This is a genomic window from Gammaproteobacteria bacterium (assembly GCA_036383255.1).
Classification (GTDB): domain Bacteria; phylum Pseudomonadota; class Gammaproteobacteria; order Natronospirales; family REEB76; genus DASUBN01.
The window spans coordinates 17010-42427 of the sequence record DASVOS010000005.1 but is presented as its reverse complement, the minus strand read 5'-3'; the positions used below and the strand labels follow the sequence as shown (position 1 = coordinate 42427).

27 protein-coding genes are annotated in these 25418 nt (G+C 66.3%); 16 read left to right on the top strand and 11 right to left on the bottom strand.

All coding sequences use genetic code 11. The features are described 5' to 3' along the window. Positions 1-52 precede the first annotated feature (52 nt). Complete coding sequence (locus VF651_03405; protein HEX7964745.1) at positions 53-862, bottom strand: methyltransferase; 810 nt, start codon at positions 860-862, stop codon at positions 53-55. A 7-nt stretch (positions 863-869) separates the two neighbouring features. Continuing rightward, positions 870-1667 carry a hypothetical protein gene (locus VF651_03400; protein ID HEX7964744.1) on the bottom strand — a complete coding sequence of 266 codons (798 nt, stop codon included), beginning with the start codon at positions 1665-1667 and terminating at the stop codon, positions 870-872. Positions 1668-1801: 134 nt separating this feature from the next. On the opposite strand from VF651_03400, the gene VF651_03395 reads away from it, so the two are divergent. After that, positions 1802-2536: an FAD-binding oxidoreductase gene (locus VF651_03395; protein ID HEX7964743.1), complete on the top strand. Its 735-nt coding sequence runs from the start codon at positions 1802-1804 to the stop codon at positions 2534-2536. A gap of 48 nt (positions 2537-2584) precedes the next feature. Here the strand turns inward: VF651_03395 and ettA are convergent, their stop codons facing one another. The 3 genes from ettA to VF651_03380 all read right to left on the bottom strand — a co-directional run bounded on the left by ettA (position 2585) and on the right by VF651_03380 (position 5746). Beyond that, positions 2585-4252, bottom strand: coding sequence for an energy-dependent translational throttle protein EttA (ettA, locus tag VF651_03390; GenBank protein ID HEX7964742.1), 1668 nt, complete (start codon positions 4250-4252; stop codon positions 2585-2587). A gap of 61 nt (positions 4253-4313) precedes the next feature. Continuing rightward, complete coding sequence (rimK, locus tag VF651_03385) at positions 4314-5264, bottom strand: 30S ribosomal protein S6--L-glutamate ligase (GenBank protein ID HEX7964741.1); 951 nt, start codon at positions 5262-5264, stop codon at positions 4314-4316. Further along, entirely contained in the window at positions 5261-5746 is a 486-nt protein-coding gene (locus VF651_03380; protein ID HEX7964740.1) for a RimK/LysX family protein, read from the bottom strand. The genes rimK and VF651_03380 overlap by 4 nt, the downstream gene beginning before the upstream one ends. A gap of 68 nt (positions 5747-5814) precedes the next feature. Between VF651_03380 and VF651_03375 the strand changes: the two genes are divergently transcribed. The 11 genes from VF651_03375 (at position 5815) to VF651_03325 (ending at position 15344) form a co-directional block, all read left to right on the top strand. Next, on the top strand, positions 5815-6771 hold the full coding sequence (locus VF651_03375; protein ID HEX7964739.1) for an acetoin utilization protein AcuC: 957 nt from the start codon (positions 5815-5817) through the stop codon (positions 6769-6771). Between the two features lie 58 nt (positions 6772-6829). Further along, complete coding sequence (gene glyA, locus VF651_03370) at positions 6830-8098, top strand: serine hydroxymethyltransferase (GenBank protein HEX7964738.1); 1269 nt, start codon at positions 6830-6832, stop codon at positions 8096-8098. A gap of 10 nt (positions 8099-8108) precedes the next feature. Next, positions 8109-8624: a transcriptional regulator NrdR gene (gene nrdR / locus VF651_03365; protein ID HEX7964737.1), complete on the top strand. Its 516-nt coding sequence runs from the start codon at positions 8109-8111 to the stop codon at positions 8622-8624. A 4-nt stretch (positions 8625-8628) separates the two neighbouring features. Then, the gene (ribD, locus tag VF651_03360; protein HEX7964736.1) at positions 8629-9735 is read left to right on the top strand and encodes a bifunctional diaminohydroxyphosphoribosylaminopyrimidine deaminase/5-amino-6-(5-phosphoribosylamino)uracil reductase RibD; all 1107 of its coding nucleotides are present in this window, start codon (positions 8629-8631) and stop codon (positions 9733-9735) included. Beyond that, positions 9735-10328: a riboflavin synthase gene (locus VF651_03355; protein ID HEX7964735.1), complete on the top strand. Its 594-nt coding sequence runs from the start codon at positions 9735-9737 to the stop codon at positions 10326-10328. Before ribD ends, VF651_03355 begins: the two co-directional genes overlap by 1 nt. Next, positions 10325-11425, top strand: a complete 1101-nt coding sequence (gene ribBA / locus VF651_03350) for a bifunctional 3,4-dihydroxy-2-butanone-4-phosphate synthase/GTP cyclohydrolase II (GenBank protein ID HEX7964734.1) — start codon at positions 10325-10327, stop codon at positions 11423-11425. The genes VF651_03355 and ribBA overlap by 4 nt, the downstream gene beginning before the upstream one ends. Before the next feature lie 204 nt (positions 11426-11629). Continuing rightward, entirely contained in the window at positions 11630-12106 is a 477-nt protein-coding gene (gene ribE, locus VF651_03345) for a 6,7-dimethyl-8-ribityllumazine synthase (GenBank protein ID HEX7964733.1), read from the top strand. A 3-nt stretch (positions 12107-12109) separates the two neighbouring features. Then, complete coding sequence (nusB, locus tag VF651_03340) at positions 12110-12553, top strand: transcription antitermination factor NusB (GenBank protein HEX7964732.1); 444 nt, start codon at positions 12110-12112, stop codon at positions 12551-12553. 10 nt (positions 12554-12563) lie between these two features. Beyond that, a complete protein-coding gene (gene thiL, locus VF651_03335) occupies positions 12564-13514 on the top strand; it encodes a thiamine-phosphate kinase (GenBank protein HEX7964731.1) in 951 nt (316 codons plus the stop codon). 10 nt (positions 13515-13524) lie between these two features. Continuing rightward, positions 13525-14007, top strand: coding sequence for a phosphatidylglycerophosphatase A (locus VF651_03330; protein ID HEX7964730.1), 483 nt, complete (start codon positions 13525-13527; stop codon positions 14005-14007). A 65-nt stretch (positions 14008-14072) separates the two neighbouring features. Further along, positions 14073-15344 carry a serine/threonine-protein kinase gene (locus VF651_03325; GenBank protein ID HEX7964729.1) on the top strand — a complete coding sequence of 424 codons (1272 nt, stop codon included), beginning with the start codon at positions 14073-14075 and terminating at the stop codon, positions 15342-15344. Between the two features lie 51 nt (positions 15345-15395). Here the strand turns inward: VF651_03325 and VF651_03320 are convergent, their stop codons facing one another. The 3 genes from VF651_03320 to folE2 all read right to left on the bottom strand — a co-directional run bounded on the left by VF651_03320 (position 15396) and on the right by folE2 (position 19415). Beyond that, positions 15396-17009, bottom strand: coding sequence for a S53 family peptidase (locus VF651_03320; GenBank protein ID HEX7964728.1), 1614 nt, complete (start codon positions 17007-17009; stop codon positions 15396-15398). Positions 17010-17333: 324 nt separating this feature from the next. Then, on the bottom strand, positions 17334-18263 hold the full coding sequence (locus VF651_03315) for a hypothetical protein (GenBank protein HEX7964727.1): 930 nt from the start codon (positions 18261-18263) through the stop codon (positions 17334-17336). Positions 18264-18584: 321 nt separating this feature from the next. Continuing rightward, positions 18585-19415: a GTP cyclohydrolase FolE2 gene (gene folE2 / locus VF651_03310; protein ID HEX7964726.1), complete on the bottom strand. Its 831-nt coding sequence runs from the start codon at positions 19413-19415 to the stop codon at positions 18585-18587. A gap of 320 nt (positions 19416-19735) precedes the next feature. Here folE2 and VF651_03305 point away from each other — a divergent pair, with 320 nt between their 5' ends. Then, entirely contained in the window at positions 19736-19948 is a 213-nt protein-coding gene (locus VF651_03305) for a DUF2945 domain-containing protein (GenBank protein ID HEX7964725.1), read from the top strand. 2 nt (positions 19949-19950) lie between these two features. Here VF651_03305 and dxs read toward each other — a convergent pair whose 3' ends face one another. From dxs to VF651_03290, 3 genes are read right to left on the bottom strand one after another with little or no spacing between them, the layout of a single operon-like run. Next, positions 19951-21849 (bottom strand): 1-deoxy-D-xylulose-5-phosphate synthase, encoded by a 1899-nt coding sequence (gene dxs / locus VF651_03300; protein ID HEX7964724.1) that lies wholly within the window; start codon positions 21847-21849, stop codon positions 19951-19953. Positions 21850-21907: 58 nt separating this feature from the next. After that, complete coding sequence (locus tag VF651_03295) at positions 21908-22804, bottom strand: farnesyl diphosphate synthase (GenBank protein ID HEX7964723.1); 897 nt, start codon at positions 22802-22804, stop codon at positions 21908-21910. Further along, positions 22801-23058 (bottom strand): exodeoxyribonuclease VII small subunit, encoded by a 258-nt coding sequence (locus VF651_03290; protein HEX7964722.1) that lies wholly within the window; start codon positions 23056-23058, stop codon positions 22801-22803. The genes VF651_03295 and VF651_03290 overlap by 4 nt, the downstream gene beginning before the upstream one ends. 161 nt (positions 23059-23219) lie before the next feature. Between VF651_03290 and VF651_03285 the strand changes: the two genes are divergently transcribed. From VF651_03285 to VF651_03275, 3 genes are all read left to right on the top strand, one after another. Next, positions 23220-23642 (top strand): rubrerythrin family protein, encoded by a 423-nt coding sequence (locus tag VF651_03285; protein ID HEX7964721.1) that lies wholly within the window; start codon positions 23220-23222, stop codon positions 23640-23642. Between the two features lie 84 nt (positions 23643-23726). Then, a complete protein-coding gene (locus VF651_03280; GenBank protein ID HEX7964720.1) occupies positions 23727-25073 on the top strand; it encodes a heterodisulfide reductase-related iron-sulfur binding cluster in 1347 nt (448 codons plus the stop codon). 48 nt (positions 25074-25121) lie between these two features. After that, the gene (locus tag VF651_03275) at positions 25122-25415 is read left to right on the top strand and encodes a ferritin-like domain-containing protein (protein HEX7964719.1); all 294 of its coding nucleotides are present in this window, start codon (positions 25122-25124) and stop codon (positions 25413-25415) included. Positions 25416-25418: the final 3 nt, after the last annotated feature.

Sequence of the window (25418 nt, the reverse complement as noted above, 5' to 3'; positions counted from 1 at the left end):
TAAAAACGGCGGCTAGCTTTGCTAGCCGCCGTTTCTTTTCCATCGATTCAGCTCAAGGCTTCACGAACTTCAGCGTCATCCGGTCGCTCTCGCCGATGGCCGCGTACTTGGCCCGGTCCTTGTCGCCCAAGGTGTAGGTCGGCGGCAGGGTCCACACGCCGTGCGGGTAGTCCCTGGTGTCCTTCGGGTTCGCGTTGATCTCGGACTGCGCCACCAGCTTGAAGCCCGCCTGCTCGGCGATCTTGATGATGTAGTCGGTGGGCATGTAGCCCGAATCGAACACTTGCTCCACGGTCTTGCCGGGGGCGGCCCGGTGATCCGTGAGGCCGAGCACGCCGCCGTGCTTCAGCACCTTGAAGGATGCCTGGAACACCGCAGGCAGCTGGTGGTCGCTCTCCCAGTTGTGGGCATTGCGGAAGGTCAGCACCATGTCCGCCGAGCCCTCGGGTCCCAAGTCGAGCTTGGTGGGCGGCGCGAAGTCCACCACCTGCACCTTGCCGTATACCACCGGATCCGCCTTGAGCTTGCTGAGATAGCGCTGGCTGGTGCTGGACTCGCCGTAGCCCTTGGGCGGCAGCGCCGCGTCGATGAGCTTGCCGCGGTCCTTGAGTACCGGCGCCAGGATCTCCGTGTACCAGCCGGCGCCGGGCCAGAGCTGCACCACGGTCATGTCGGGCCTGAGGCCGAAGAACTCCAGCGTCTCGAGGGGGTGGCGGTACTGGTCACGCGCCACGTTGGCCGGCGCGCGCCAGGCGCCCTTGAGGGCATCGCGGATGGCGGCATCAGCGCTGTCACCGGCCGCGCCCACCGCTGCGGGGAGCAGCAACGCACAGCCGAGGAGCAGGGGTTTCAGGTATCGCATCGCGGCATCACCTTTGTTGTTTGGGTTTCACGAACTTGAGGGTCATGCGGTCGCTCTCACCGATGGCCTTGAGCTTGGGGTCGTCGCCCGCCAGGTCCGGCAGGAGCTGGTGCACGTTCACGCTCCCGTCGTCCTTCGGGTTCGCATTGATCTCCGAGGCGCCGGCCAGCACGAAGCCATGCTTGAGGCCCATGCTGATCATGTAGTCCTGCGGGATGCGGTGCAGGCTCTTGGAGGAGACTTGGGCGTCGGAGTGGGGACGGGCGCGATGCTCCTCGATGCCCAGCACGCCGCCGGCCTTGAGCACCTTGAAGGCGGCGTCGAACACCGCGTCCAGTTCCGCCTCGCCGTCGTTGAGCCAGTCGTGGGTGTTGCGGAAGGTCACCACCATGTCGGCCGAGCCGGCGGGGCCCAGGTCCACCTTGTCCGGCGGCGAGAACTCCACGAGCTTGACGTCGCCGAACTCAGCCCGATGCTGCTTGAGCATGTCGGCGTAGGCGCCGGTGGTGCGGCCGGTGGCGGCGATGAGGTGGCCGTGATCCTTGAGCACCGGTGCCAGGATCTCGGTGTACCAGCCGCCGCCGGGGGCAAGCTCCACCACCGTCATGCCGGGTTCGAGGCCGAAGAACTCCAGGGTCTCCACCGGGTGGCGGTACTGGTCGCGGGCCTTGTGGGCATCGGAGCGCCAGCTCCCGGCCACGGCTTGTTTCAGCAGCGCTGGGGTACCAGGGTCGGAAGCGGCCAGGGCGGCGAGCGGCAGGGCCAGGACGTATGTGGCCAGGGTGGCGATGAGGAGTTTGCGCATGGGTATCCCTCCGTTGAGACCCTAGATACTAGCCTGAGGGCTCGGTTTATCGCGTCAGATATGGTAAAAAGTGCGCCGCGCTTTGGCGCCTGGACCGATATCCTGCCCCTCCAACACAGACCTGTTTGGAATCCATGAGCCACGAGAAGTTCAACTTCGTCCTCACCGAGAGCCAGATGGTCACGCCGCGGGTGCTGCAGATGAGCTTCCGCCGCGCCGACGGCCAGCCTTTCACCTATGTCCCGGGGCAGTTCATCACCCTGCACCTGCCCTTCGAGAACATGGAGCTGCGCCGCAGCTACAGCGTCGCCACCATCCCGGGCAGCAGCGGTGAGGTGGAGATCGCGGTGACCCAGGTGGAGGGCGGCCGCGCCACAGGGCTCCTGTTCGGCATGAAGCCGGGTGAGCTCGTGTCCGCCACCGGTCCCTTCGGCCGTTTCGTGCTGCGGGAGGATCCGCCCTCACGCTACATGCTCATCGCCACCGGCACCGGCGTCTCGCCTTACCGGGCCATGCTGCCGCAGCTCAAGGGCCTGCTGGCGGCCAAGAGCCACAGCGCGGTCGTCATGTTGGGCGTGCGCGGGCCGGACGAGTGCCTGTTCGGCGGCGACTTCCTGGGTTTCGCGAAGGAAAACCCGGGCTTCGAGTTCGTGGCGAGCTACAGCCGCCGCGTCTCCGAACCGGCGCAGACCCATGAGCGCAAGGGCTACGTGCAGGAGCACCTGATGGAGCTCAAGCCCGATCCCAAGCGCGACATCGTGTACCTGTGCGGCAACCCGGACATGATCGACACCGCGGTGGAACGCCTCAAGGCCATCGGCTTCGACAATACGAATCTGCGCAGAGAAAAGTACGTCTCGTCCAATTGAAAACGGTGCCTCGCGGCGCCGTCTCGTTTCCTCTTCCGTCTTTCCCGTTCAGTCCTTCAACCGGCGGTACTTGATGCGGTGCGGCTGGTCCGCATCGGCGCCCAGGCGGCGCTTGCGGTCCGCCTCGTAATCCGCGTAGTTGCCTTCGAACCACACCACCTTGCTGTCGCCCTCGAAGGCGAGCATGTGGGTGGCCACGCGGTCCAGGAACCAGCGGTCGTGGGAGATGACCACCGCGCAGCCCGGGAAGGCCAGCACGGCCTCTTCCAGCGCACGCAGCGTCTCCACGTCCAGGTCGTTGGTGGGCTCGTCCAGCATCAGCACGTTGCCGCCGACCTTCAGCACCTTGGCCAGGTGCACGCGGTTGCGTTCGCCGCCCGAGAGCTGGCCGACGAGCTTCTGCTGGTCGGTGCCACGGAAGTTGAAGCGGCCCACGTAGGCCCGCGAGGGCGTGGTCCAGGTGCCGACGGTGATGAGGTCCTGCCCGTCGCTGATCTCCTCCCACACGGTCTTGTCCGGATTGAGCGCGTCGCGGCTCTGGTCCACGTAGGCGATCTTCACGCTGGGGCCGATGCGCATCTCACCCGCGTCCGGCTTCTCGTTGCCGGTGATCATGCGGAACAGGGTGGTCTTGCCGGCGCCGTTGGGGCCGATCACGCCGACGATGCCGCCCTGCGGCAGGTTGAACTCCAGGTTGTCGAACAGCAGCCGGTCGCCGAAGGACTTCTTCACGCCCTTGGCTTCCACCACCAGCTCGCCCAGGCGCGGGCCCGGCGGGATGTAGAGCTCCTGCGTCTCGTTGCGCTTCTGGAACTCCTGGGAGGACAGTTCTTCGAACTTGGCGATGCGCGCCTTGCTCTTGGCATGGCGGCCCTTCGGGTTGGTGCGCACCCACTCCAGCTCGGCCTTCATGGCCTTGATGTGGGCGGTCTCCTGCTTCTCCTCGATCTCGAGGCGCTTCTCCTTCTGTTCCAGCCAGGAGGAGTAGTTGCCCTGCCAGGGGATACCGTGCCCGCGGTCTAGCTCGAGGATCCAGCCGGCCACGTTGTCCAGGAAGTAGCGGTCATGGGTCACGGCCACCACGGTGCCGGGATACTCCTGCAGGAAGCGCTCCAGCCAGGCCACCGACTCCGCGTCCAGGTGGTTGGTGGGCTCGTCCAGGAGCAGCATGTCGGGCTTGGAGAGCAAGAGGCGGCACAGCGCCACGCGGCGGCGCTCGCCGCCGGAGAGCTTGTTGACGTCCGCGTCCCAGGGCGGCAGGCGCAGCGCTTCCGCCGCCACTTCCAGCACGTGGTCCAGGTTGGTGGCGCCGGCGGCCTGCAGCACGTTCTCCAGCCGCGCCTGCTCGGCGGCGAGCTTGTCGAAGTCCGCGTCCGGCTCGGCGTAGGCGGCGTACACCGCCTCCAGCTTGGCCTTGGCTTCCACGATCTCCGTGAGCCCGCTCTCCACGTTGCCGCGCACGTCCTTGGCGGGGTCGAGCTGCGGTTCCTGGGGCAGGTAGCCGATCTTGGTGCCGGCGAGCGCGTGCGCCTCGCCGTTGATCTCGGTGTCCACCCCCGCCATGATCCGCAGCAGGGTGGATTTGCCGGAGCCGTTCAGGCCCAGCACACCGATCTTGGCGCCGGGGAAGAACGACAGGGAGATGTTGCGCAGGATCTCGCGCTTCGGGGGCACCACCTTGGCGACCCGGTGCATGGTGTAGATGTATTGGGCCATGGCTCTGCTGGAGGGGCGGGGAGTTCAGGGACGCAGATTATATCCGTGAACCGGCGGGGAATCAGGCGTTCTTGCCGTTGCGGGCGCCTTTCGGGATGCGGTACTTGCGGGCGTGGCCCTCGATGAAGCCGATGATCTCGCCGGCGATGTCCTTCCGGGTGGCCGCCTCGATGCCCTCCAGGCCGGGCGAGGAGTTCACCTCCAGGATCAGCGGGCCCTGGGACGAACGGATGATGTCCACGCCGGCCACGTTGAGGCCGATGATCTCCGCCGCCATCAGCGCCATGTCGCGCTCCTGGGGACTCACCTTCACCTCCTCGGCGCTGCCGCCCTTGTGCAGGTTGGCGCGGAACTCGCCGCGGCGGGCCTGGCGCTTCATGGCCGCCACCACCTTGCCGCCCACCACGAAGCAGCGGATGTCGGCGCCTTGGGCCTCCTTCACGAAGCGCTGCACCATGAAGTGGGCGTTGAGGCCGCGGAACGCGTCGATCACGCTCTCCGCCGCCTGGCGCGTCTCCGCCAGCACCACCCCCTGTCCTTGGGAGCCCTCGGTGAGCTTGATGATGACCGGCGCGTCGCCCACCAGGGTCATGAGGTCCTCGGTATCGTCCGGCGCGTGGGCGAAGCCGGTCACCGGCAGGCCGATGCCTGCGCGCGACAGGAGCTGCAGCGAACGCAGCTTGTCGCGCGCCCGCATGATGGAGTCGGAGTCGTTGAGCGTGAACACGCCGGTCATCTCGAACTGGCGCAGCATGGCGGTGGCGTAGAACGTCACCGAGGCGCCGATACGGGGGATGATGGCGTCGAAGCCAGCGAGCTTGCGTCCCTTGAAGTGGATCTCGGGGCTGTCGGTCGCCAGGTTCATGTAGCAGCGCAGCGGGTCGATCACGTACATGTCGTGGCCGCGCTTGATGCCGGCTTCCACCAGCCGCTTGGTGGAGTAGAGCCGCGTGTTGCGCGAGAGGATCGCGATCTTGAGCCGACCCGGCTTCTTCTTTTTCTTCTTCTTCATGCGCGCCCGTCGGCGGGCTGGCCCGCTCTCGGCTTGCGGCGCGCGCCGGTGACGTAGGAGGCGGCGGGGTCGATGGTCATGCGGCCCTGCATGGCACTCCTGCCCAGCAGCAGGCGGAAGCGCATGCTGTCGCGGGAGGCGAGCGTGATCTCGATGGGCCAGCTCTCCGCTCCCACCTGCAGCAGGGTGAGGATCACGGGGCGCTGCTCGCGATGGCCGCCGGAGTCGGTGACCCAGCGTTCCTCCTCGACCACGTCCGCTTCGTAGAAGCGCTCCGGCACGGTGTGATTTTGCTTGGGGTGCAGTCCGAAGCGCACGCGGCGCCGGCCGTTCTCCGTGAAGGTCACGACCGCGAACGCGTGCAGCGATGAGGTGCGCGCGCCGGTGTCGATCTTGGCCTTGATGCGCTTGATGCCGAGCTCCGGCAGCGCGACCCACTCGCGCCAACCGACCTGCAGCGGTGTGGTTGGGACTTCGTTCATCGTTGGAATGCGGCCGGATGGGGCTTGGGTCCATAATACACCGGGCTTCGCGAGGAGGTGTGTGTCAAATGCCGGATTCCCTGCTCAAGGTGGGCGTGTGCCAGGACCCCCGCCAGGCGCACTACGGCTTCGGCGAGGGCCACCCCTTCGGCCATGACCGCTTCAGCGCCTTCTGGCGCGAGAGCTGCGCCCGCGGTCTGGACAAGCGCGTGCACGCCGTCCCGGTGCAGCCGGCCGCGCGCGAGCAGCTCGAGATGTTTCACTCCCGTGACTTCCTGGGCTTCGCCGAGGAGGCGAGCCACCGGGGCGATGGCTGGCTGGACGAGGGTGACACGCCCGCGCAGCAGGGTATATATGAAGCGGCCTGCGAGGTGGTGGGCGCAACGTTAAATGCGGTGGACGGTGTGATGGCGGGGGAGTGGCGCCGTGCCTTCGTGCCCATCGCTGGGCTGCACCACGCGGCGCGCGCCCATGCCGCCGGCTTCTGCGTGCTGGATGACATCGGTGTCGCCATCGAGTCGCTGCGCCGCCGGCATGGCCTGCGCCGCATCTCTTATGTCGACATCGACGCGCACCACGGCGATGGGGTGTTCTACTCCTTCGAGGACGACCCGGACCTCCTGTTCGCCGACCTGCATGAGGACGGCCGCTTCCTCTATCCCGGTACCGGTGCTGCGGGCGAGACCGGTGCGGGCCCGGCCAAGGGCACCAAGCTCAACCTGCCGCTCCCGCCGGGTTCGGGGGACGCGGAGTTCCGCCGCGCCTGGGAGTGGGTGGAGGAGTACCTGAAGGCCGGCAAACCGGAGTTCATCCTGTTCCAGTGCGGTGCCGACAGCATCGCCGGTGATCCCATCACCCACCTGCGCTTCACGCCCGCGGCCCATGCGCACGCCGCCACGCGGCTCTGCGCCATCGCCGAGGAGCTGGGCCATGGCCGCATCGTGGGCATGGGGGGAGGGGGCTATAACCGCACGAACATCGCCCTGGGCTGGAATGGGGTGCTTGAGTCTTTTTTAGCCACGTAGCCTTTGGCGCTGCTGTAAAATAGGCGCCGCTGATCACCCATCCCGCGGAGCCTTCCGAATGTTCACTCCCGACATGCAGATCGCCGGGTTCGACGACGAACTCAATGATGCCCTGCGCGACGAGTTGCGCCGCCAGGAGGAGAACATCGAGCTCATCGCCTCCGAGAATTATGTCAGCCCCCGGGTGCTGGCGGCCCAGGGCTCGGTGATGACCAACAAGTACGCGGAAGGCTATCCCGGCAAGCGCTACTACGGCGGCTGCGAGTACGTGGACGTGGCCGAGCGCCTCGCCATCGAGCGTGCCAAGAAGCTGTTCGGCTCCGCCTACGCCAACGTGCAGCCCCATTCCGGTTCCCAGGCCAACGCGGCGGTGTACTTCGCGCTGCTCAAGCCCGGCGATACCATCCTCGGCATGAGCCTGGCCCATGGCGGCCACCTCACCCACGGCGCCAAGGTCAACCTCTCGGGCAAGGTGTTCAACGCCGTGCAGTACGGCATCGACACTAAGACCGGCGAGATCGACTACGCCCAGGTGCAGAAGCTCGCCGATGAACATAAGCCCAAGATGATCGTGGCGGGCTTCTCCGCCTACAGCCGTCGCATCGACTGGCAGAAGTTCCGCACCATCGCCGACTCCGTCGGAGCATACCTGTTCGTGGACATGGCGCACGTCGCGGGCCTGGTGGCCGCCGGCTACTACCCCGACCCGGTGCCCCATGCGGACGTGACCACCACTACCACCCACAAGACGTTGCGCGGCCCGCGCGGCGGCCTGATCCTGGCCCGCGCCAACGAGGAGATCGAGAAGAAGCTCAACTCCATGGTGTTCCCCGGCTCCCAGGGCGGCCCGCTCATGCACGTGATCGCCGCCAAGGCGGTGGCCTTCCTCGAGGCCCTGCAGCCGGAGTTCAAGGCCTACCAGAAGCAGGTGCTGGACAACTCCCGCGCCATGGCCGACGCGCTGATCAAGCGCGGCTACGACGTGGTCTCTGGCGGCACCGACAACCACCTGTTCCTGCTGGACCTGGTGCGCAAGGACATCACCGGCAAGGACGCGGATGCGGCCCTGCATGCGGCCAACATCACCGTGAACAAGAACGCGGTGCCGAATGACCCGCGCCCGCCCATGGTCACCTCGGGCCTGCGTCTGGGTTCGCCCGCGTCCACCACCCGCGGCTTCAAGGAGGCCGAGTTCCGCGAGCTGTCCGGCTGGATCGCAGACATCCTGGACCACATGGGCGACGAGAAGGTCATCGCCGATACCCGGCAGAAGGTGCTGGCCATGTGCAAGAAGTTCCCGGTGTACGGCGGTAGCGTGAAGTTCTGACGGACGCGCCGTGCACTGCCCGTTCTGCAACCACGAAGACACGAAAGTGATCGACTCGCGCCTCGCGGGCGAGGGGCAGCAGGTGCGCCGCCGCCGCGAGTGCGAGAAGTGCGGCGAGCGTTTCACCACTTTCGAGAGCGCCGAGCTCGTGATGCCGCGCATCGTCAAGAACGACGGCAACCGCGAGCCCTACGACGAGCAGAAGCTGCGCTCCGGCATGACCCGCGCGCTGGAGAAGCGCCCGGTCAGCACCGAGGCCATGGAGGCGGCGCTGTCCCGCATCATCCACCGCCTGCAGGTGGCCGGTGAGCGTGAGATCAAGTCGCGCCAGCTCGGCGACTGGGTGATGGAGGAGCTGAGGGTGCTGGACGAGGTGGCCTATGTGCGCTTCGCCTCGGTATACCGCAGCTTCCAGGACGTGAACGAGTTCCGCGAGGAGATCGAGCGGCTGCAGGGCGAGTCGGCCCGCGCCGCGCTGGAACGCGAGCAGATGCCGTTATTGCCGGAAGACGAAAAGAAGAAGTGAACCCATGACCGATTTCACGACCGATGACTCCCGCTTCATGGCCGAAGCCCTGCAGCTCGCCGAGCGCGGCCTCTACACCACCGATCCCAACCCGCGCGTCGGCGCCGTAGTGGTGAAGGACGGCAAGGTGGTGGGCCGCGGCTTCCACAAGACCGCGGGCGAAGCCCACGCCGAGATACTGGCCATCCAGGATGCCGGCGGCGAGGCCAAGGGCGCCACCTTATATGTGACGCTGGAACCCTGCTCCCACCAGGGCAAGACACCGCCCTGCGCGGACGCCGTGGCCGCCGCAGGCATCACCCGCGTGGTGGCGGCCATGGGCGATCCCAATCCCGAGGTGTCCGGCAAGGGCTTCGAGCGCCTCACCGCCGCGCGCGTGCGGGTGGACGAGGGCCTCATGGCCGCGCAGGCTAAGGCGCTCAACCCCGGCTTCATCAGCCGCATGACCCGCGGCCGCCCCTGGGTGCGCAGCAAGCTAGCCGCGAGCCTGGACGGGCGCACCGCGCTCACCAACGGCGAGAGCAAGTGGATCAGCAGCGATGCCTCCCGCGAGGACGTGCACCGCTGGCGCGCGCGCAGCTCTGCGGTGCTCACGGGCATCGGCACGCTGCTGGCGGACGACCCCACCTTCACCGTGCGCCTGCCGGGCGAGTGGCGCCAGCCCAAGAAGGTGGTCGTGGACACGAACCTGAGCACGCCGGTGGACGCCAAGGTGTTCAAGCTCAACCCCGACCTGGTCTACATCGCCACCGGCGTGGACGACCCGGAGGAGCATGAGGCCCTCAACGCCATCGGCGCCAACATCCAGGTGTTCCCGGAGCGGCGCGGCTTCATGGACCTCAAGGCCATCCTCGAGACCCTCGCGGAGCTCGAGTGCAACGAGGTGCTGATGGAGGCGGGTGCCGGCATGAACGGCGCGCTGCTGGAGGCGGGCCTCCTGGACGAGCTCATCCTCTACGTGTGCCCGAGCCTGCTCGGCGACAAGGCCCGCGGCATGTTCAGCCTGCCGGGCATCAGTTCCATGCAGGAGCGTCGCGAGCTCGAGATCGTGGACGCGCGCATGACCGGCCCGGACATGCGGCTGATCCTGCGGCCCAAGCAGAAGCAGTAGTGTTCACCGGCATCATCCAGGCAGTCGGCAAAGTGGAGGCGCTCACGCCCACGGGCGGTGACCTGCGACTGTCCATCGGCGGCCTCTCCATGCAGGACGTGAAGGTGGGGGACAGCATCTGCGTCAGCGGCTGCTGCCTCACGGTCATCGCCAGGCGCGAGCAGGGCTTCGATGCGGACGTGTCCCGGGAGACCCTCTCTCTCACCACGCTGGGCGGCCTCGAGCCCGGTTCCCCCGTGAACTTGGAGAAGTCCCTGACCTTGAGCACACCCCTGGGCGGGCACCTCGTCAGCGGCCACGTGGATGGCTTGGGGACCGTGAAGTCCCGCCGCGAGGAGGCGCGCTCGGTGCGCTTCGACATCCAGGTGCCGGCGGGACTCGCCAGGTACATCGCCCACAAGGGCTCCGTGGCGGTGGACGGCGTCAGCCTCACCGTGAACGCAGTGCAGGGTGACACCTTCGACGTGAACATCATCCCCCATACCATGGCCCACACCGTCTTCGGCAGCTACCAGCCCGGCAGCCGCGTGAACCTGGAGGTGGACGTGGTGGCGCGCTACGTGGAGCGCATGCTGGCGGGGCGTGCGCCGTGAGCGGCAAGCTGGATCGCGTGGAGGACATCCTCGCCGAGCTCGCCGCCGGGCGCATGGTCGTCATCATGGACGACGAGGACCGGGAGAACGAGGGCGACCTCATCATGGCAGCGCAGATGTGCCGTGCAGAGGACATCAACTTCATGGCGCGCTACGGGCGCGGCCTCATCTGCCTCACCTTGACCCGTGAGCGCTGCCGGCAGCTCCGGCTGCCGCTCATGGTGAGCGACACCGACAGCCAGCAGACCACCAATTTCACCCTCTCCATCGAGGCGGCTCAGGGCGTCACCACCGGCATCTCGGCCCACGACCGCGCCCACACCGTTCGCACCGCAGTGAAGCCGGACGCGGGGCCTCAGGACCTGAAGCAGCCCGGCCACATCTTTCCGCTCATGGCCCAGCCGGGCGGCGTGCTCACCCGCGCCGGCCACACCGAGGCGGGCTGCGACCTGGCGCGCCTCGCGGGTCTCGAACCGGCGGCAGTGATCGTCGAGATCCTGAACGAGGACGGCAGCATGGCGCGCCGTCCGGACCTCGAGAAGTTCGCCCAACAGCACGGCCTCAAGATCGGCACCATCGCCGACCTCATCCGCTACCGCATCGAGAAGGAGAAGACGGTGCAGCGGGTGGCGGAGCGCAGCGTGCCCACCGAGTTCGGCGAGTTCAATCTGGTGGCCTACGAGGACCGGGTCAGCAAGGCCATGCACCTCGCGCTCACCGCCGGGAAGATCGAGGCCGGCGGGCCCACCCTGGTGCGCGTGCACCTGCAGGACACCCTGGGAGACATGCTGGGCGTGAACTGGGACAGCCTGGGGCTGCCGTTGCGCAAGGCGCTCCAGAAGATCGCGAAGGAGGGCGGGGTGCTGGTGGTGCTGCGCCAGCCGGAGGAGCCGGGCGAACTCATGCAGCGGCTGCAGGCCGGCGGCGCCGCAGCCGAGGAGAAGCCGGGGGCGGCGGACCTTCGCACCTACGGCGTCGGTGCCCAGATTCTGCTGGACTTGGGGGTGACACGCATGCGCGTGCTCAGCCAGCCCAAGAAGATGCACGGTCTCTCGGGCTTTGGCCTGGAAGTCGTGGAGTACGTCACTCCGGACTGACCCTAAACATTGATCTTTTGCCCCCTGGCTTCGTTAAAAATCCCCTCACAATCCTCACGTACACTCGGAGTACGCTCCGGTGGCTCGGGGATTTTTGCTTCGCCAGCGGCTAAAATCTCCAATTTTTAGGGCACTTTGTTTCTTAAGTCCGTGAAGATGATTTCTAAGTTAAAATAGCTTCCTGACTTTTCAAAGCTCTTTCCTATGGCCGGGCACAGAACAATAGAAGGCGGACGCTCCGCCAAAGGCCTGCGCATCGCCATCGTCGCGGCGCGCTTCAACCACTTCGTGGTGGACAAGCTCGTGGCGGGGGCCCTGCAGACCCTCACCGAGGCCGGCATCAGCGCCCAGGACCTGGACGTGGTGCGCGTGCCCGGCGCCTTCGAGATCCCGCTCGCCGCCCGCAAGCTCGCCCTGAGCAATAGCTACGAGGCCGTCATCTGCCTCGGCGCCGTCATCCGCGGCGGTACCCCCCATTTCGACTACGTGGCAGGCGAGTGCGCCCGCGGCGTGTCGGAGGCGGCCCGTGACAGCGGCTTGCCGGTGGTGTTCGGCGTGCTCACCTGCGATGACCTGGAGCAGGCCACCGAGCGGGCCGGCGGCAAGCACGGCAACAAGGGCGCCGATGCGGCGCTCGCGGCCATCGAGATGGCCGACCTCCTGCGCAAGCTGGAGGGCTGAAGCATGGCCGGCAACTCGCAGGGCGCGCGCGCCCGGGGCAAGGCCAGGCGCCTCGCGCTGCAGGGTCTCTACCAATGGCAGCTCAACGGCACCGATGCCCGCGAGCTGATCGCCGAACTCGAGGCGAGCCAGAACACCAAGGATGTGGATGGCGAGTACTTCCAGGAGCTGGTGAAGGGCGTCATCGGCGACAGCGCCGGGCTGCAGGCCCTGTTCCAGCCGCACCTGGACAGGCCGGTGGAGCAGATCGATCCCATCGAGCGCGGCATCCTGCTCATCGGCACCTATGAGCTCAAGTCCCGCATCGATGTGCCCTATCGGGTGGTGTTGAACGAAGCCATGGAGCTCGCCAAGGGCTTCGGCGCCGAGGATAGCCACAAGTACATCAACGCCGTGCTGGACAAGACCTCCGCCGGGCTGCGCCAGGCGGAACGCGCCGCGCGCTGACCCGCTCCGTATGGACGAGTTCGAGCTCATCCGCCGCCACTTCGCCGCACCGGCGGTGAGGCGGGACGACGTGGTGCTGGGCATCGGCGACGACGCGGCGCTGCTCAGGGTGCCGCCGGACCAGGAACTCGCCGTCAGCACCGATTCCCTGGTGCCGGGCGTGCACTTCCCGCCAGACCTCGATCCCGAGGCCATCGGCCACCGTGCCCTCGCTTCGAACCTGAGCGACCTCGCGGCCATGGGCGCCAAGCCCGCGTGGGTGCTCATGGCACTCACGCTGCCCGGGGCGGACGAAGCCTGGCTCACGGCCTTCAGCCGCGGCTTCTTCGCCCTCGCGAAGCGCCACGGCGTGGCGCTGGTGGGCGGCAACGTGGCGCGCGGGCCGCTCAACATCACCCTCACGGTCCAGGGCTTTGTGCCTAAGGGCCGGGCGCTCACCCGTGCCGGCGCGCAGCCCGGCGACCTCGTCTACGTCACCGGCCATCCCGGTGACGCGGCGGCAGGCCTGAAGTTATTGCAGGCGGGCAAGGCGGACATGCAGCACGCTTGCGTGCGGCGCTTCGCATATCCGGAGCCGCGCCTCGCGGCGGGCGAGGCGCTTCGGGGTCTCGCCAGCGCCGCGATCGATGTCTCGGACGGCCTCTTGGCGGACCTTGCGCATCTCATGGAAGCGCGCCATCACGGCGCGAAGCTGGCGTTGGACAAGCTGCCCCTCTCACCGGAACTACTGCAACTCCATGGCCAGGACGAGGCCTGCCGCCTCGCGCTCACGGGCGGCGATGACTATGAACTCTGCTTCACAGTGCGCGCGGCCCAGGCATCGGCGGTGGAGCAACGCATGAAAGAGACCGGCTGTCCCGTGGCCTGCATCGGCAGCATCGAGGCGCAGCCCGGCATCCACTGCGTGGACGCGGCGGGGCGGCTGCATGAATATCCACACGCGGGCTACCGGCACTTCTAGAAGGATGACCATGGGGAACTTAAGCGCACGCCAGGTATTCACGCATCCGGTGCACCTCCTGGCCTACGGCTTCGGTGCGGGCCTCGCCCCCAAGGCGCCTGGCACCGCCGGCACCTTGGTGGCGATACCTATATATGTGCTGCTCGCACAGGCAGGGGACACCGTGTATCTGGCGGCGCTGGCGGCCATGCTCGTGGCGGGCGTGTTCATCTGCGGATATACCGCCGCCAACACCGGCCTGGACGATCCCAAGGGCGTGGTGTGGGACGAGATCGTGGGCTATCTCATCGCCATGCTGGGCCTGCCTTTCGGCTGGGCGTGGATGCTGGGCGGTTTCCTGCTGTTCCGGCTATTCGACATCTGGAAGCCATGGCCCATCCGATGGCTGGACCGGCGCATCAAGGGTGGGGTGGGAATCATGCTGGATGATGTGGCGGCGGCGCTCATCGCCTGCGTGTTGCTGAACGTATCAGCCCGCCTGCTGAACGGCTGAGTCCCCGCTGGACGCGGCGGGCGCCGGTCTGCAACACTGGTGGAACTGACAAAAGGGAACTAGGGATGGGGGCGATACCCGCCAAGCTCGGGAAATTCGTGGTCACGCAGGAACTCGGCCGGGGCACCACCGGCACGGTGTACCTGTGCCACGACTCGTTCCTGGGCAAGGACGTGGCCCTCAAGCTCTACAGCCTGGACGAGAACGTGCCGGAGGCGGATGCCCGCACCCGGCGCAAGCTGTTCTTCAACGAGGCTTACCTCGTCGGCAAGATGCAGCACCCCAACATCCTGCCCATCTACGACGCGGGCGAGGACGCCGGCCACTGCTTCGTGGTCATGGAGTATGTGCGCGGCGCCAAGCCGCTCACCACCTTCTGCCGCATCGAGAACCTGCTGCCGGTGCGCAAGGTGGTGGAAGTGGTGTTCAAGTGCGCCAAGGCGCTGGACTATGCCCACCGCAACGGCCTCATCCACCGCGACATCAAGCCCGGCAACATCATGTTCACGGTCGAGGGCGACGTACGCATCGTGGACTTCGGCGTGGCCCAGATGGCCGGCAACGAGGAGGCCCAGGTCAAGGGCCTCGTCGGCTCCCCGAGCTACATGGCCCCGGAACAGATGCGCCACGCGCCGGCCTCGGTGCAGACCGACCTCTACTCACTCGGCGTGGTCATGTACGAGCTGCTCTCGGGCAAGCGCCCCTACTACGGGGACAACCTGTCCAAGCTCGTGCACCAGATCATCTACGCCACGCCGCCGCCGCTGCATCGCCTGCGTCCCGACGTGCCGACGGTGCTGGAGGAGGTGGTCTCCAAGGCCATCTCCAAGGACCCCGCCAAGCGCTACCAGAGCGGCATCGAGTTCGCGACCGCGCTCTCCCAGGCGGTGCGCAAGCTAGACCAGCTGGACCAGGAGATGGCGGAGCAGGAGCGTTTCTCCATGCTGCGCCGCCTGCCGTTCTTCAAGGACTTCACCTATCCCGAGATCTTCGAGATCCTCCAGGCCGGCCGCTGGCACAGCTACGGCATGGACGAGTCCATCCTGGTGGAAGGAGACATGGACGATGCCTTCCTGCTGGTGGTATCCGGCGAGGCGGAGGTGCGCCGCCAGAACAAGGCCGTGGGCCGCCTGCACGAGGGTGACTGCTTCGGCGAGGCCGCCGCCATGGGCGGCAAGAAGAGCACTTCCGCGATCGTGGCCAAGAGCGCCTGCTCGGTGCTGAAGGTGAGCGCCACCCTGCTGGAGCAGCTCACCATGTCCTGCCAGCTGCGCTTCCACAAGATGTTCATGCGCGGGATGATCGAGCGCCTCACCCGCAGTGAGCGGCCTAAATAAAAGGCCGGAGGTGTCGCCACCTCCGGCCTCAGTTTTCTCAAAATCTTCTATTTAGTTGATGTGCGAGATCAGGCTCGACGCATTCGGCGTGCCCCAGCCCGTGGGATAGTCCCAGAAGGCCGCGGCGCTGAAGCCGTTGCTGCCCGAGGTGATGTCGTGGAAGTCGGTCGAGTAGTTGCTCGTGCCGGCGTTCGCGTAGATCAGCGCGTTCACCTGGCCCAGGCGGCCCACCTGGCCCACCCGCACCGCGAACAGGCCCGCGAGTTCCGGCGCCACGAAGCTGGTGCCGCCGTACACTGCCCAGCGGCCGCCGCTCAGCACCGAGTAGCCGGTGTTGGGGTCGGCGTCCATGGACAGGTCCGAGCTCACGCGATGGCCGTTCTGCGGCACGTTGCGCACCGCCTGCCAGGACTGCTGGCCGAACTGCACGCTGTCCGCGCCGCCGCTGCCGCTCCACACCGTCTCGCTGGAGATGCTGCCGTTGCTGGCCAGCACCAGGTGCGTGCCGCCCGCGGCGGTCACGTGCGGGTCCGAGGCCGGGAAGTCGGCATTGTCGGAGTCGCTGGTGCCGTCGGAGGCGCCGTTGTCGCCCGCCGCGGCGAACAGCGCGATGCCCTGGGCCGAGGCCTGGGCGAAGATCGCGTCATCCGCCTGCATGCTGGACACCGGGGTGCTGTTCTCATCCAGGCCCCAGCTGGTGGTCATCACATCCGCCTGGTTGTCCGTCACCACCTTGTTGTAGCAGTCCGTGAAGGTGGTGAGCTGGGCGTTGGCGGCCTCGTACACCAGGATCGCGGCGCCCGGCGCCATGGCGGCGCTGCGCTGGATGTCCAGGGTGGTCTCCACGTCGGTCTTGCGTGTGGTGCCGTCCACCGCGATCGCGGTCACGCTGTGGCTCGGCAGGCCGTACTGGCTCCAGAAACTCGTGAGGTCCGAGCTCTTGTAGGTGAATGCCGTGGCCACCGCGATCTTCACACCGGCGCCGTTGGCGGTGCTGGTCACCGAGGGCCAGTTGTAGGCGGTGGCGATCTGGTTGGGCGAGAAGCCCGCCGGGGTCCCGCCGCCGCCCGGCTTGCCGTTGGGCGACATCACCAGGTGCGGGCGCATCACGTCGGAGTTGCTGAGGCCCATCACCGACCGCACGGAGGAAGCGACCTCCGCCGGCAGGCGCGGGTTGGAGGACGCCGCGAAGAAGCGGCGCACGCCGTAGCTGTAGTCGTTGATGGTCACGCCCATGGCGCGTTCCACCGCGGCGACCTGGCCCTGGGCGTGGATCAGCATGCGATTCTCGGACACGTCCGTGACACGGATGCCGTTGCGGCTCAGGAACTCGCTGACGGCGGCGACCTCGTCACGGGTCGGGCCGTACTGCTCGGTGAACGTCTGCGGCGTGAGGAAGTGGTGGTAGTTGGGGCTGTAGGGGTCCTGCACGTCGCGCAGGAAGCTCTCCAGCTGGCCGGTGTTGTGCAGCTTGAGGCTCACGATGAGCGAAAGGTTGCCCGCCGGGTTGTGACGGCCGACGAGGTGCGACTTGGCGACGATGGCCGGCACGTTGTTCGCCACCATGCCCCGTTCCTGATGAGCCAGGCTGGCGGCGGAAGAGAGCGCAGGAACGGATACGGCAGCGGTGATCGCTGCCTGCAACAGCAGTTTCGACGTCTTCATGTAACCCCCGAGTGGGTGATGGATTGTGTAGCGCCGGCGTTATATCCGGCTCGTTGTCACCTTGTTGTTGTTTGCCTGCGGTGACCGCTAAGGGATATAGCATAGGATTCAAGGCTTGCAAGCTTGTGTGGCCGCTAAAAGCGAGCCGATGAAGTAAATTTCGTGGAAGCGTGAAAATCCGCATGATGTGCGGCTCTTTTATATCAGCCGATGGAAGTTTCTTGGCGAACAGCAACCGTCCATGCCTGTGCATATGCAGATAAAAAGGCCGGAGGCGTCGCCGCCTCCGGCCCAAAAACCCCTGGGACTCTGGTTATCCAGTCATCAATACGACAGGACGCAGCCACCCGCGCCGTTATTGAACGCATTGCTCCACAGCGACTGCACCGGATAGCTGCCGCCGCCGGGGAAGCTCACGTTCGCGGAAGCTCCCTGGCCCGAGGAGATCCAGGCGCACTTGTCGGCGTTCTCCGCGCCGCTGCCGTCGAGCCAGCCGCCGTTCGGGAACTGGTCGGTCATGGTCTCGGTCGCCTCATGGCCCGACACCATGGTGACGCCGGCCTTCGGACCCAGTCCGTTGAAGTTGGCGCCGCAGCTCGAGCCCGCATCCGTGATGTACGGCAGGTTCGTGTAAGCCACGTTGCCGTAGCTGGAGCTCGTTGAGCTGTGCCAGGCGCAGTACTGGGTGCCGAAGCCGCTGGCGCTGTTGCCGGTGGCGGTGGCGATCACGTACTGGGTGCTGTTGTTGCTGCCCGCGGCGGTGTTGCCGAAGTGCTGGGCGGCACGCACCGCCTCAGCGGCGAGCTGCGACTGGCTCGGGCGGCTGGGGGCCGCAGAACCCGAATCGAACCACACGCCCTGCAGGATGCCCGACGGATTGCCCGCCGCTTGGCCAGCGCCGTTGCAGAAGGTGGTGCCGCTGGGGACGCCCTGGCAGTACTGGGTGACGGAGTTGGCCCAGGAGCTGCCGCCCACCACGCTGAAGAAGGACTGCAGCAGGCTCGCCTCACCGCTCGGATCGTTGTTGGTCCACTGGGAGCCGTAGAACACCAGATAGAGCTTGGGAGAAGTCTCGACGCCGATGCCGCCCACGCCACCGTGGTAGGTGAGGTTGACGGACTTGCGCGGTCTGGCCTTCTGGGTGGCACGGGCTTCCTCGCGCTGCATCTTGATGCCATCCACCGTCGGGTGGATCACCACTGGCCGCTGGCCGCGTTCGAGGATGCGGACGTTGCCGGCGGGATTGCCGACCATGGAGCCGGCCCGAGGTGCGGCCGTGGCGGATATCGCAGTAGCAGACAAGGCAGTCGCGAGCGACGCCCAGAGAACGACACTGGTCTTCATGTAGACCCCCGATTGGGTTAAGTAGAATTATGAAAGCCGGCCGGAGCCGGCATCCTTGTCACCTGTTCTGTGCGAACCAGATCCTTGGTTCCGTTTGGTGACAGCTGTTGGGTATAGCACAGCATTCACCGGATGCAAGTAAACGTCTCGTCACTGATGCAAGACGGTTCGGTATAAAAGCAAAAGGCCGCACAATGTGCGGCCTTCGTTGTGGACATATGTCGAAGTGACTTATGCGGACACCGAGTCCTTGTCTTTTTCGACCATCGCGTACGCGGAATGGTTGTGGATGGACTCGAAGTTCTCGGACTCCACCACGTAGGCGCGGATGCGGTCGTCCGCGTTGAACTTCACCGCGATGTCCCGGACCATGTCCTCCACGAACTTCGGGTTGTCGTAGGCGCGCTCGGTCACGTACTTCTCGTCGGGGCGCTTCAGGAGCCCATAGAGCTCGCAGGAGGCCTCCTTCTCTACGATGTCGATGATCTCCTCGATCCAGATGAAGCCCTTGGCCTTGCAGCTCACGGTGACGTGGGAGCGCTGGTTGTGGGCGCCGTAGGCTGAGATCTTCTTGGAGCAGGGACAGAGGCTCGTGACCGGCACCACCACCTTGATGCGCATGCAGTTCTCGCCGTCCTTGCGTTCCCCGATGAAGCTGACCTCGTAGTCCAGGAGGCTCTGCACGCCGGAGACCGGCGCCTTCTTGTTGATGAAGTAGGGGAAGGTCATGGCGATGTGACCCTCACCCGACTCCAGGCGCTCGGTCATGTCCGTGAGCATCTCCTTGAAGCTGTCCACGGTGATCTCGCGCTCGTAGTTGTTGAGGATCTCCACGAAGCGGGACATGTGGGTGCCCTTGAAATCCTGGGGCAGATGCACGTACATGCTGAAGTTGGCGACCGTATGCTGCTCGCCGCCGCTGCGCTCCTTGATGCGGATCGGGTGGCGGATGTCCTTGATGCCCACCTTGTTGATGGGGATGCGACGCGTGTCGGCGCTGGACTGCACGTCCTCGATGTGGGTCACGCTGGCTTTCTTCGCAGGCTGGCTGGGGACGTTCATTCACATTCTCCACGGACACGCTGAATTTTGTCTTCTTACACCTGAAACGGGTCTTTTGCTCTCTGGCGTCGTTGCGCTTCGGACTCGCAGTCGGTCACGTACGCTAAGAGTACGCTCCCTCCTGCTCGCCGCGCCGGAGGCCAAAATCCCTCGTTTCGTTTGGCGGGTTAGGCGGTCGCACATACCTGAGTGATTTACTAGGATACTACTCCGCTGCGACGATTTCCACCCGATTTCGGTCCTGCGACATAAGCCCTATGTCGTCAAGCTTTGACCCCGCGCGGTGCGCGGCCTAGGGTCGAAGGAAGGAGGTGAGCAGCATGACCACAAGGTTCAAGGTGGGCGACCACGTGAGCTGGAACTCGGAAGCGGGCCACGTCAGCGGCAAGATCGTGAAGGTCCACACCCGGGACACGGACTACAAGGGTCACACCCATCACGCGAGCCGCGACGACCCGCAGTACGAGATCAAGAGCGACAAGACCGACCACGTGGCGATGCACAAGGGCAGCGCGCTCCACCGCAAGCACTGAAATCAGGTGGCGGCCTTGCGCTGCCGCGGCATCTTCTTGGCGACCCAGGCTTCGATCGACTTGCGGATGCCCTCCGCATCCAGGCCCGCCATGGCCAGGCAATCCTCGCGGGAGCCGTGCTCCAGGAACAGGTCCGGCAGGCCCAGGTTGAGCAGCGGCATCTTCACGCCGCTTGCCGCCAGGAACTCGTCCACCGCGGAACCGGCGCCGCCGGCCACCGCGTTGTCTTCGATGGTCACGAAACCCTCGTGGCTGCCGGCGAGCTCCAGCAGGAGCGCCGTATCCAGCGGCTTCACGAAGCGCATGTTCACCAGGGTCGCGTCCAGCGCCTCGGCGGCGGCACGCGCGTTCTCCAGGAGCGCGCCGAAGGAGAGCAGGGCCAGCTGCTTGCCGCGGCGGCGCAGCTCCGCCTTGCCCACCGGCAGCGCGGTCATCTTCCCGGCGGGCTTCACGCCGGGCCCGCGGCCGCGCGGATAGCGCACCGCGGAAGGCTGTTCCAGCGTCATGCCCGTGTAGAGCATCTGGCGGCATTCGTCCTCGTCCGCCGGCGCCATCAGCACCAGGTTCGGCAGGCAGCGCATGTAGGAGAGGTCGAAGCTGCCGGCATGGGTCGGGCCGTCCGGGCCCACGAGGCCCGCGCGGTCGATGGCGAACAGGACCGGCAGGTTCTGCAGCGCCACGTCGTGGATGAGCTGGTCGTAGGCGCGCTGCAGGAAGGTGGAGTAGATGGCCACCACGGGCCTCATGCCTTCCACCGCCATGCCGGCGGCCAGCGTCACCGCATGCTGCTCGGCGATGCCCACGTCGAAGTAGCGATCGGGGAACTTCTCGGCGTACTCCACCATGCCGGAACCCTCGCGCATGGCGGGGGTGATGGCGATGAGCTTGGGCTCCCGCGCCGCCATGTCACAGAGCCACTGGCCGAACACTTCGGAGTAGGTGGGTCCGGCGGAGGGTTTCTCCTTGATGACACCGGTGGCGGCATCGAACGCGGACGGACCGTGCCACTTGATGGGGTCCTTCTCGGCGGGCTCGTAGCCCTTGCCCTTGCGGGTGACCACATGCAGGAACTGCGGACCCCGGAGCGCGCGCATGTTGCGCAGCGTCTGCACCAGGGTATGCAGGTTGTGGCCGTCCACCGGGCCGATGTAGTTGAAGCCCAGCTCCTCGAACAGCGTGCCGGGCATCACCATGCCCTTCACGTGCTCTTCCGAGCGGCGCGCCCACTCCTTCACCGGCGGCATGATGGAGAGCGCCTTCTTGCCGCCCTCGCGCAGGTGCGCGTACACCTGGCCGGAGAGCACCTTGGCGAAGTAGTTCGACAGTGCGCCCACGTTGCCGGAGATGGACATGTCGTTGTCGTTGAGCACGACCAGCAGGTTCGCGTTCAGGCTGCCGGCGTGGTTCAGGGCCTCGAAGGCCATGCCGGCGGTCATGGCGCCATCGCCGATGAGCGCCACCACGTGGCGGTCATGCTCGCCCTTCTGCTGGGCGGCGATGGCCATGCCGAGGGCGGCACTGATGCTGGTGCTGGAGTGGCCGACGCCGAAGGTGTCGAACTCGCTCTCGAGGCGGCGCGGGAACGGCGCGAGGCCGTCGAGCTTGCGGATGGTGGCGAGCTCGTCGCGCCGGCCCGTGACCACCTTGTGGGGATAGGCCTGGTGGCCCACGTCCCACACCAGCCGGTCGCGGGGGGTGTCGAACACGTAGTGCAAGGCCACGGTGAGTTCCACCACGCCCAGGCCTGCGGCGAAGTGCCCACCCACGCCGCTCACGGTCTTGATGAGGTAGGCGCGCAGCTCATCGGTGAGCTGCTGCAGCTCATGCTCATCCAGCTTGCGCAGGTCCGCGGGCGAGTCGACGCGCGCGAGCAGCGGGAATGAGGAGGGGATGGGGGTCATGGGGTGCCCGGGGAGGTCAGGTGCCTATTATCCGGCGTTTGGACGCCGCTATAAAGGCTCAACTTTCCCGGGAAACTATGTATTCCGCGAGCCAGATGAGGGGTGCCACGGCCTCGCCCAGGGGCGCCAGGGCCTGCACCGCCTCGTCCCTGAGTTCCGTGGCCCGCTGCTTGGAGCGTTCCAGGCCCAGGATGCTGGGGTAGGTGGGCTTGTTGCGGGCAGAGTCGGCGCCCGCCTGTTTGCCCAGGGTCGAGGTCTCGCCCTCCACGTCCAGGATGTCGTCCTGGATCTGGAACGCGAGGCCCACGCACTTGGCGTAGCGGTCCAGCGCCGCCAGCTTCGCGGCCTCGAGTCCCGCTGCGCTCTGGGCGGCGAGCAGCACGCTGGCGCGGATCAGCGCGCCGGTCTTATGGATATGCATGAGTTCGAGCTCGGCGAGATCCAGCTGGCGGCCGGCGGCGGCGAGGTCGATGGCCTGGCCGCCCGCCATGCCGGCGGAGCCGCTGGCGATGGCGACGCTCTTCAACATCTCCACCCGCGCGGCGGGGGAGGCGGTCATGGACGGGTCCTCGGCGAGGATCTGGAAGGCCAGCACCTGCAGTGCATCCCCGGCGAGGATGGCGGTGGCCTCATCGTAGGCGATGTGGCAGGTGGGCCGGCCGCGGCGCAGCGCGTCGTCGTCCATGGCCGGCAGGTCGTCGTGGATGAGGGAGTAGGCGTGGATGATCTCCACCGCGGCTGCCGGGCCATCCAGCCGTTCCGGCGGCATCCCCAGGGCTTCCCCGGCGGCATAGATGAGGAGCGGACGCAGGCGCTTGCCGCCGCCCAGCACGGCGTAACGCATGGCGGAGTGCAGACGTTGCGGGATCTTCTCCGCGGAGGGCAGCCAGAGGTCCAGGACCTTCTCGATGCGGGCGGAGTAATCCGGCACCCGGTCCTTAAACGAAGGGGTCATTCGTCTTCTTCGGTCTCGAAGGGTTCAAGCGACTGCTTGCCGCCTTTCTCCACCAGCATCTCCACCTTGAGTTCGGCATCCTTGAGGGAGGCCTGGCACTGGCGGGTGAGGCTGATGCCGCGCTCGAAGTGCTTGAGCGCCGCGTCGAGGCTGAGGTCGCCCTTCTCCAGGGTGGAGACGATCTCCTCGAGTTCGGCGAGGGCCTTCTCGAAGTCGAGGCCGGCGGCGGGATCGGTCTTGGCGGCTTTGGCCACTTGGGTCTCCTTCTGGGCCGGGCACGATACGCGCGGGTCAGGATAGGGTCAAACCCGTTGACAGTGCCGGCCGCGAAGGGTACATTTTAGACTTAGTCTAAACGGCTGCGGATGAGCGTGGCCCCCCCTGGAATGGATAGAGAACAGCACCGGAGGATGAAATGAGCAACCTGAAAGGCAGCAAGACCGAGAAGAACCTGAAAGAGGCCTTCGCGGGCGAGTCCCAGGCGAACCGCCGTTACCTGTACTTCGCAAACAAGGCGGACGTGGAAGGCTTCAACGACGTGTCCACCGTGTTCCGCTCCACCGCGGAAGGCGAGACCGGCCACGCGCACGGCCACCTGGAATACCTGGAGGCGGTGGGTGACCCGGCTACCGGCCTGCCGATCGGCGCCACCGACAAGAACCTGAAGGCCGCCATCGCCGGCGAGACCCACGAGTACACCGACATGTACCCGGGCATGGCCAAGGCCGCCCGCGAGGAAGGCTTCGGCGAGATCGCTGACTGGTTCGAGACCCTGGCCAAGGCGGAGCGTTCCCACGCCAACCGCTTCCAGAAGGCGCTCGATACCCTGGGCAAGTGACCTGGGTCAACCCGCGGCGGACGGACTGTTGAGATGATGCGGGGGTGTTAAGCACCCCCGCTTTTTATCCACTAAGGAGCGCTCATGGCGAAGATCGGCGAAGGACGGGAAGGGGGCCTGGAAGCCCCGACGCGCCATGCCATCGAGTGGCAGAAACCCGAGTTCTGGGACGAGACGGCGCTGACGAAAGAGCTGGAGCGGGTGTTCGACATCTGCCACGGCTGCCGCCGCTGCTTCAGCCTGTGCAACTCCTTCCCTACGCTGTTCGACGCCATCGACGAGTCGCCCACGCTGGAGCTCGACGGCGTGGACAAGAAGGTCTACTGGGACGTGGTGGACCATTGCTACCTGTGCGACATGTGCTACATGACCAAGTGCCCGTACGTGCCGCCGCATCCCTGGAACGTGGACTTCCCGCACCTCATGCTCCGGGCCAAGGCGGTGAAGTTCAAGAAGGAGGGCGCGGGCTTCCGCGACCGCATGCTCTCCGCGCCGCAGAAGATGGGCGAGTTCGCGGGCATCCCCGTCGTGGCGCAGGCGGTGAACGCCGCCAACAAGAACGGCGCCGTGCGCAAGCTGCTGGACAAGACTCTCGGCATCCACCCGGACGCGGTGCTGCCGGAGTTCCACAGTGACACCGCGCGCAAGCAGCTCAAGGACCACGCGCCGCTCGCGGCGCAGCCGGAGCCCGCCGGCGAGACCCGCGGCAAGGTGGCGATCTTCCTCACCTGCTACGGCAACCGCAACAAGCCGGAGATGGTCACGGACCTCGTCAAGGTGTTCGAGCACAACGGCATGCCGGTGCGGCTCACGCCTTCCGAGAACTGCTGCGGTATGCCCAAGCTGGAGCTGGGCGACTTCGACACCATCCGTGGATATAAGGAAGAGAACGTTCCCATGCTGGCCAAGCTGGTGGACGAAGGCTGGGACCTGGTCGCGCCCATCCCCTCCTGTGTGCTCATGTTCAAGCAGGAGCTGCCGCTGATGTTCCCGGACGATCCGCAGGTGATCAAGGTGAGGGACGCGTTCTACGATCCCTTCGAGTACCTCTCGCTCCGGCAGAAAGCCGGCAAGCTCAAGATCGACTTCAAGGAGAGCCTCGGCAAGGTCTCCTACCACGTCCCTTGTCACCAGCGGGTGCAGAACGTGGGCCTCAAGACCAAGGAAGTGCTGGAGCTGGTGCCGGACACCAAGCTCGAGGCCATCGAGCGCTGCTCCGGCCACAACGGCACCTATGCCGTGAAGAGCGAGTACCACGGCATCTCCATGAAGATCGGCCGGCCGGTGATGACCAAGGTGGAAGGGTCGGGCTGCGACCATTACATAAGCGACTGCCCCATGGCCGCGGAGCAGATCCAGAACGGCCTCAAGGACCGCAAGGAACCCGAACTGCCGATGGAACTGCTTCGCAAGGCCTACGGTCTGGACTGACTCAGAGCAGTACAATCGAACATCCGCTTCGGACTCCAGGAGATGACCATGTCCAGCGAGGGATATCACGAGCCGATCGAGGAGCTGCCGGACGAGGTCCGGGACCTGCACCGCGCCATCGTCTCCCTCATGGAGGAGCTGGAGGCGGTGGACTGGTACAACCAGCGGGTCGCCGCCGCCAAGGATCCGGAGCTGAAAGCCGTGCTCGCCCACAACCGTGACGAGGAGATCGAGCACGCGGCCATGACCTTGGAGTGGATCCGCCGCCGCAACCCGCGCTTCAACAAGGAATTGAGGGAATACCTTTTCACCGAGGGGCCCATCAAGGACAAAGAGGACTAGAGC

What these genes read in the sequence shown, in the direction of transcription:
- VF651_03405 (HEX7964745.1), bottom strand. Translation starts at nt 862, where the DNA reads ATGCGATACCTGAAACCCCTGCTCCTCGGCTGTGCGTTGCTGCTCCCC.
- VF651_03400 (HEX7964744.1), bottom strand. Translation starts at nt 1,667, where the DNA reads ATGCGCAAACTCCTCATCGCCACCCTGGCCACATACGTCCTGGCCCTG.
- VF651_03395 (HEX7964743.1), top strand. Translation starts at nt 1,802, where the DNA reads ATGAGCCACGAGAAGTTCAACTTCGTCCTCACCGAGAGCCAGATGGTC.
- ettA (HEX7964742.1), bottom strand. Translation starts at nt 4,252, where the DNA reads ATGGCCCAATACATCTACACCATGCACCGGGTCGCCAAGGTGGTGCCC.
- rimK (HEX7964741.1), bottom strand. Translation starts at nt 5,264, where the DNA reads ATGAAGAAGAAGAAAAAGAAGAAGCCGGGTCGGCTCAAGATCGCGATC.
- VF651_03380 (HEX7964740.1), bottom strand. Translation starts at nt 5,746, where the DNA reads ATGAACGAAGTCCCAACCACACCGCTGCAGGTCGGTTGGCGCGAGTGG.
- VF651_03375 (HEX7964739.1), top strand. Translation starts at nt 5,815, where the DNA reads ATGCCGGATTCCCTGCTCAAGGTGGGCGTGTGCCAGGACCCCCGCCAG.
- glyA (HEX7964738.1), top strand. Translation starts at nt 6,830, where the DNA reads ATGTTCACTCCCGACATGCAGATCGCCGGGTTCGACGACGAACTCAAT.
- ribD (HEX7964736.1), top strand. Translation starts at nt 8,629, where the DNA reads ATGACCGATTTCACGACCGATGACTCCCGCTTCATGGCCGAAGCCCTG.
- ribE (HEX7964733.1), top strand. Translation starts at nt 11,630, where the DNA reads ATGGCCGGGCACAGAACAATAGAAGGCGGACGCTCCGCCAAAGGCCTG.
- nusB (HEX7964732.1), top strand. Translation starts at nt 12,110, where the DNA reads ATGGCCGGCAACTCGCAGGGCGCGCGCGCCCGGGGCAAGGCCAGGCGC.
- thiL (HEX7964731.1), top strand. Translation starts at nt 12,564, where the DNA reads ATGGACGAGTTCGAGCTCATCCGCCGCCACTTCGCCGCACCGGCGGTG.
- VF651_03330 (HEX7964730.1), top strand. Translation starts at nt 13,525, where the DNA reads ATGGGGAACTTAAGCGCACGCCAGGTATTCACGCATCCGGTGCACCTC.
- VF651_03325 (HEX7964729.1), top strand. Translation starts at nt 14,073, where the DNA reads ATGGGGGCGATACCCGCCAAGCTCGGGAAATTCGTGGTCACGCAGGAA.
- VF651_03320 (HEX7964728.1), bottom strand. Translation starts at nt 17,009, where the DNA reads ATGAAGACGTCGAAACTGCTGTTGCAGGCAGCGATCACCGCTGCCGTA.
- VF651_03315 (HEX7964727.1), bottom strand. Translation starts at nt 18,263, where the DNA reads ATGGTCGGCAATCCCGCCGGCAACGTCCGCATCCTCGAACGCGGCCAG.
- folE2 (HEX7964726.1), bottom strand. Translation starts at nt 19,415, where the DNA reads ATGAACGTCCCCAGCCAGCCTGCGAAGAAAGCCAGCGTGACCCACATC.
- VF651_03305 (HEX7964725.1), top strand. Translation starts at nt 19,736, where the DNA reads ATGACCACAAGGTTCAAGGTGGGCGACCACGTGAGCTGGAACTCGGAA.
- dxs (HEX7964724.1), bottom strand. Translation starts at nt 21,849, where the DNA reads ATGACCCCCATCCCCTCCTCATTCCCGCTGCTCGCGCGCGTCGACTCG.
- VF651_03295 (HEX7964723.1), bottom strand. Translation starts at nt 22,804, where the DNA reads ATGACCCCTTCGTTTAAGGACCGGGTGCCGGATTACTCCGCCCGCATC.
- VF651_03285 (HEX7964721.1), top strand. Translation starts at nt 23,220, where the DNA reads ATGAGCAACCTGAAAGGCAGCAAGACCGAGAAGAACCTGAAAGAGGCC.
- VF651_03280 (HEX7964720.1), top strand. Translation starts at nt 23,727, where the DNA reads ATGGCGAAGATCGGCGAAGGACGGGAAGGGGGCCTGGAAGCCCCGACG.
- VF651_03275 (HEX7964719.1), top strand. Translation starts at nt 25,122, where the DNA reads ATGTCCAGCGAGGGATATCACGAGCCGATCGAGGAGCTGCCGGACGAG.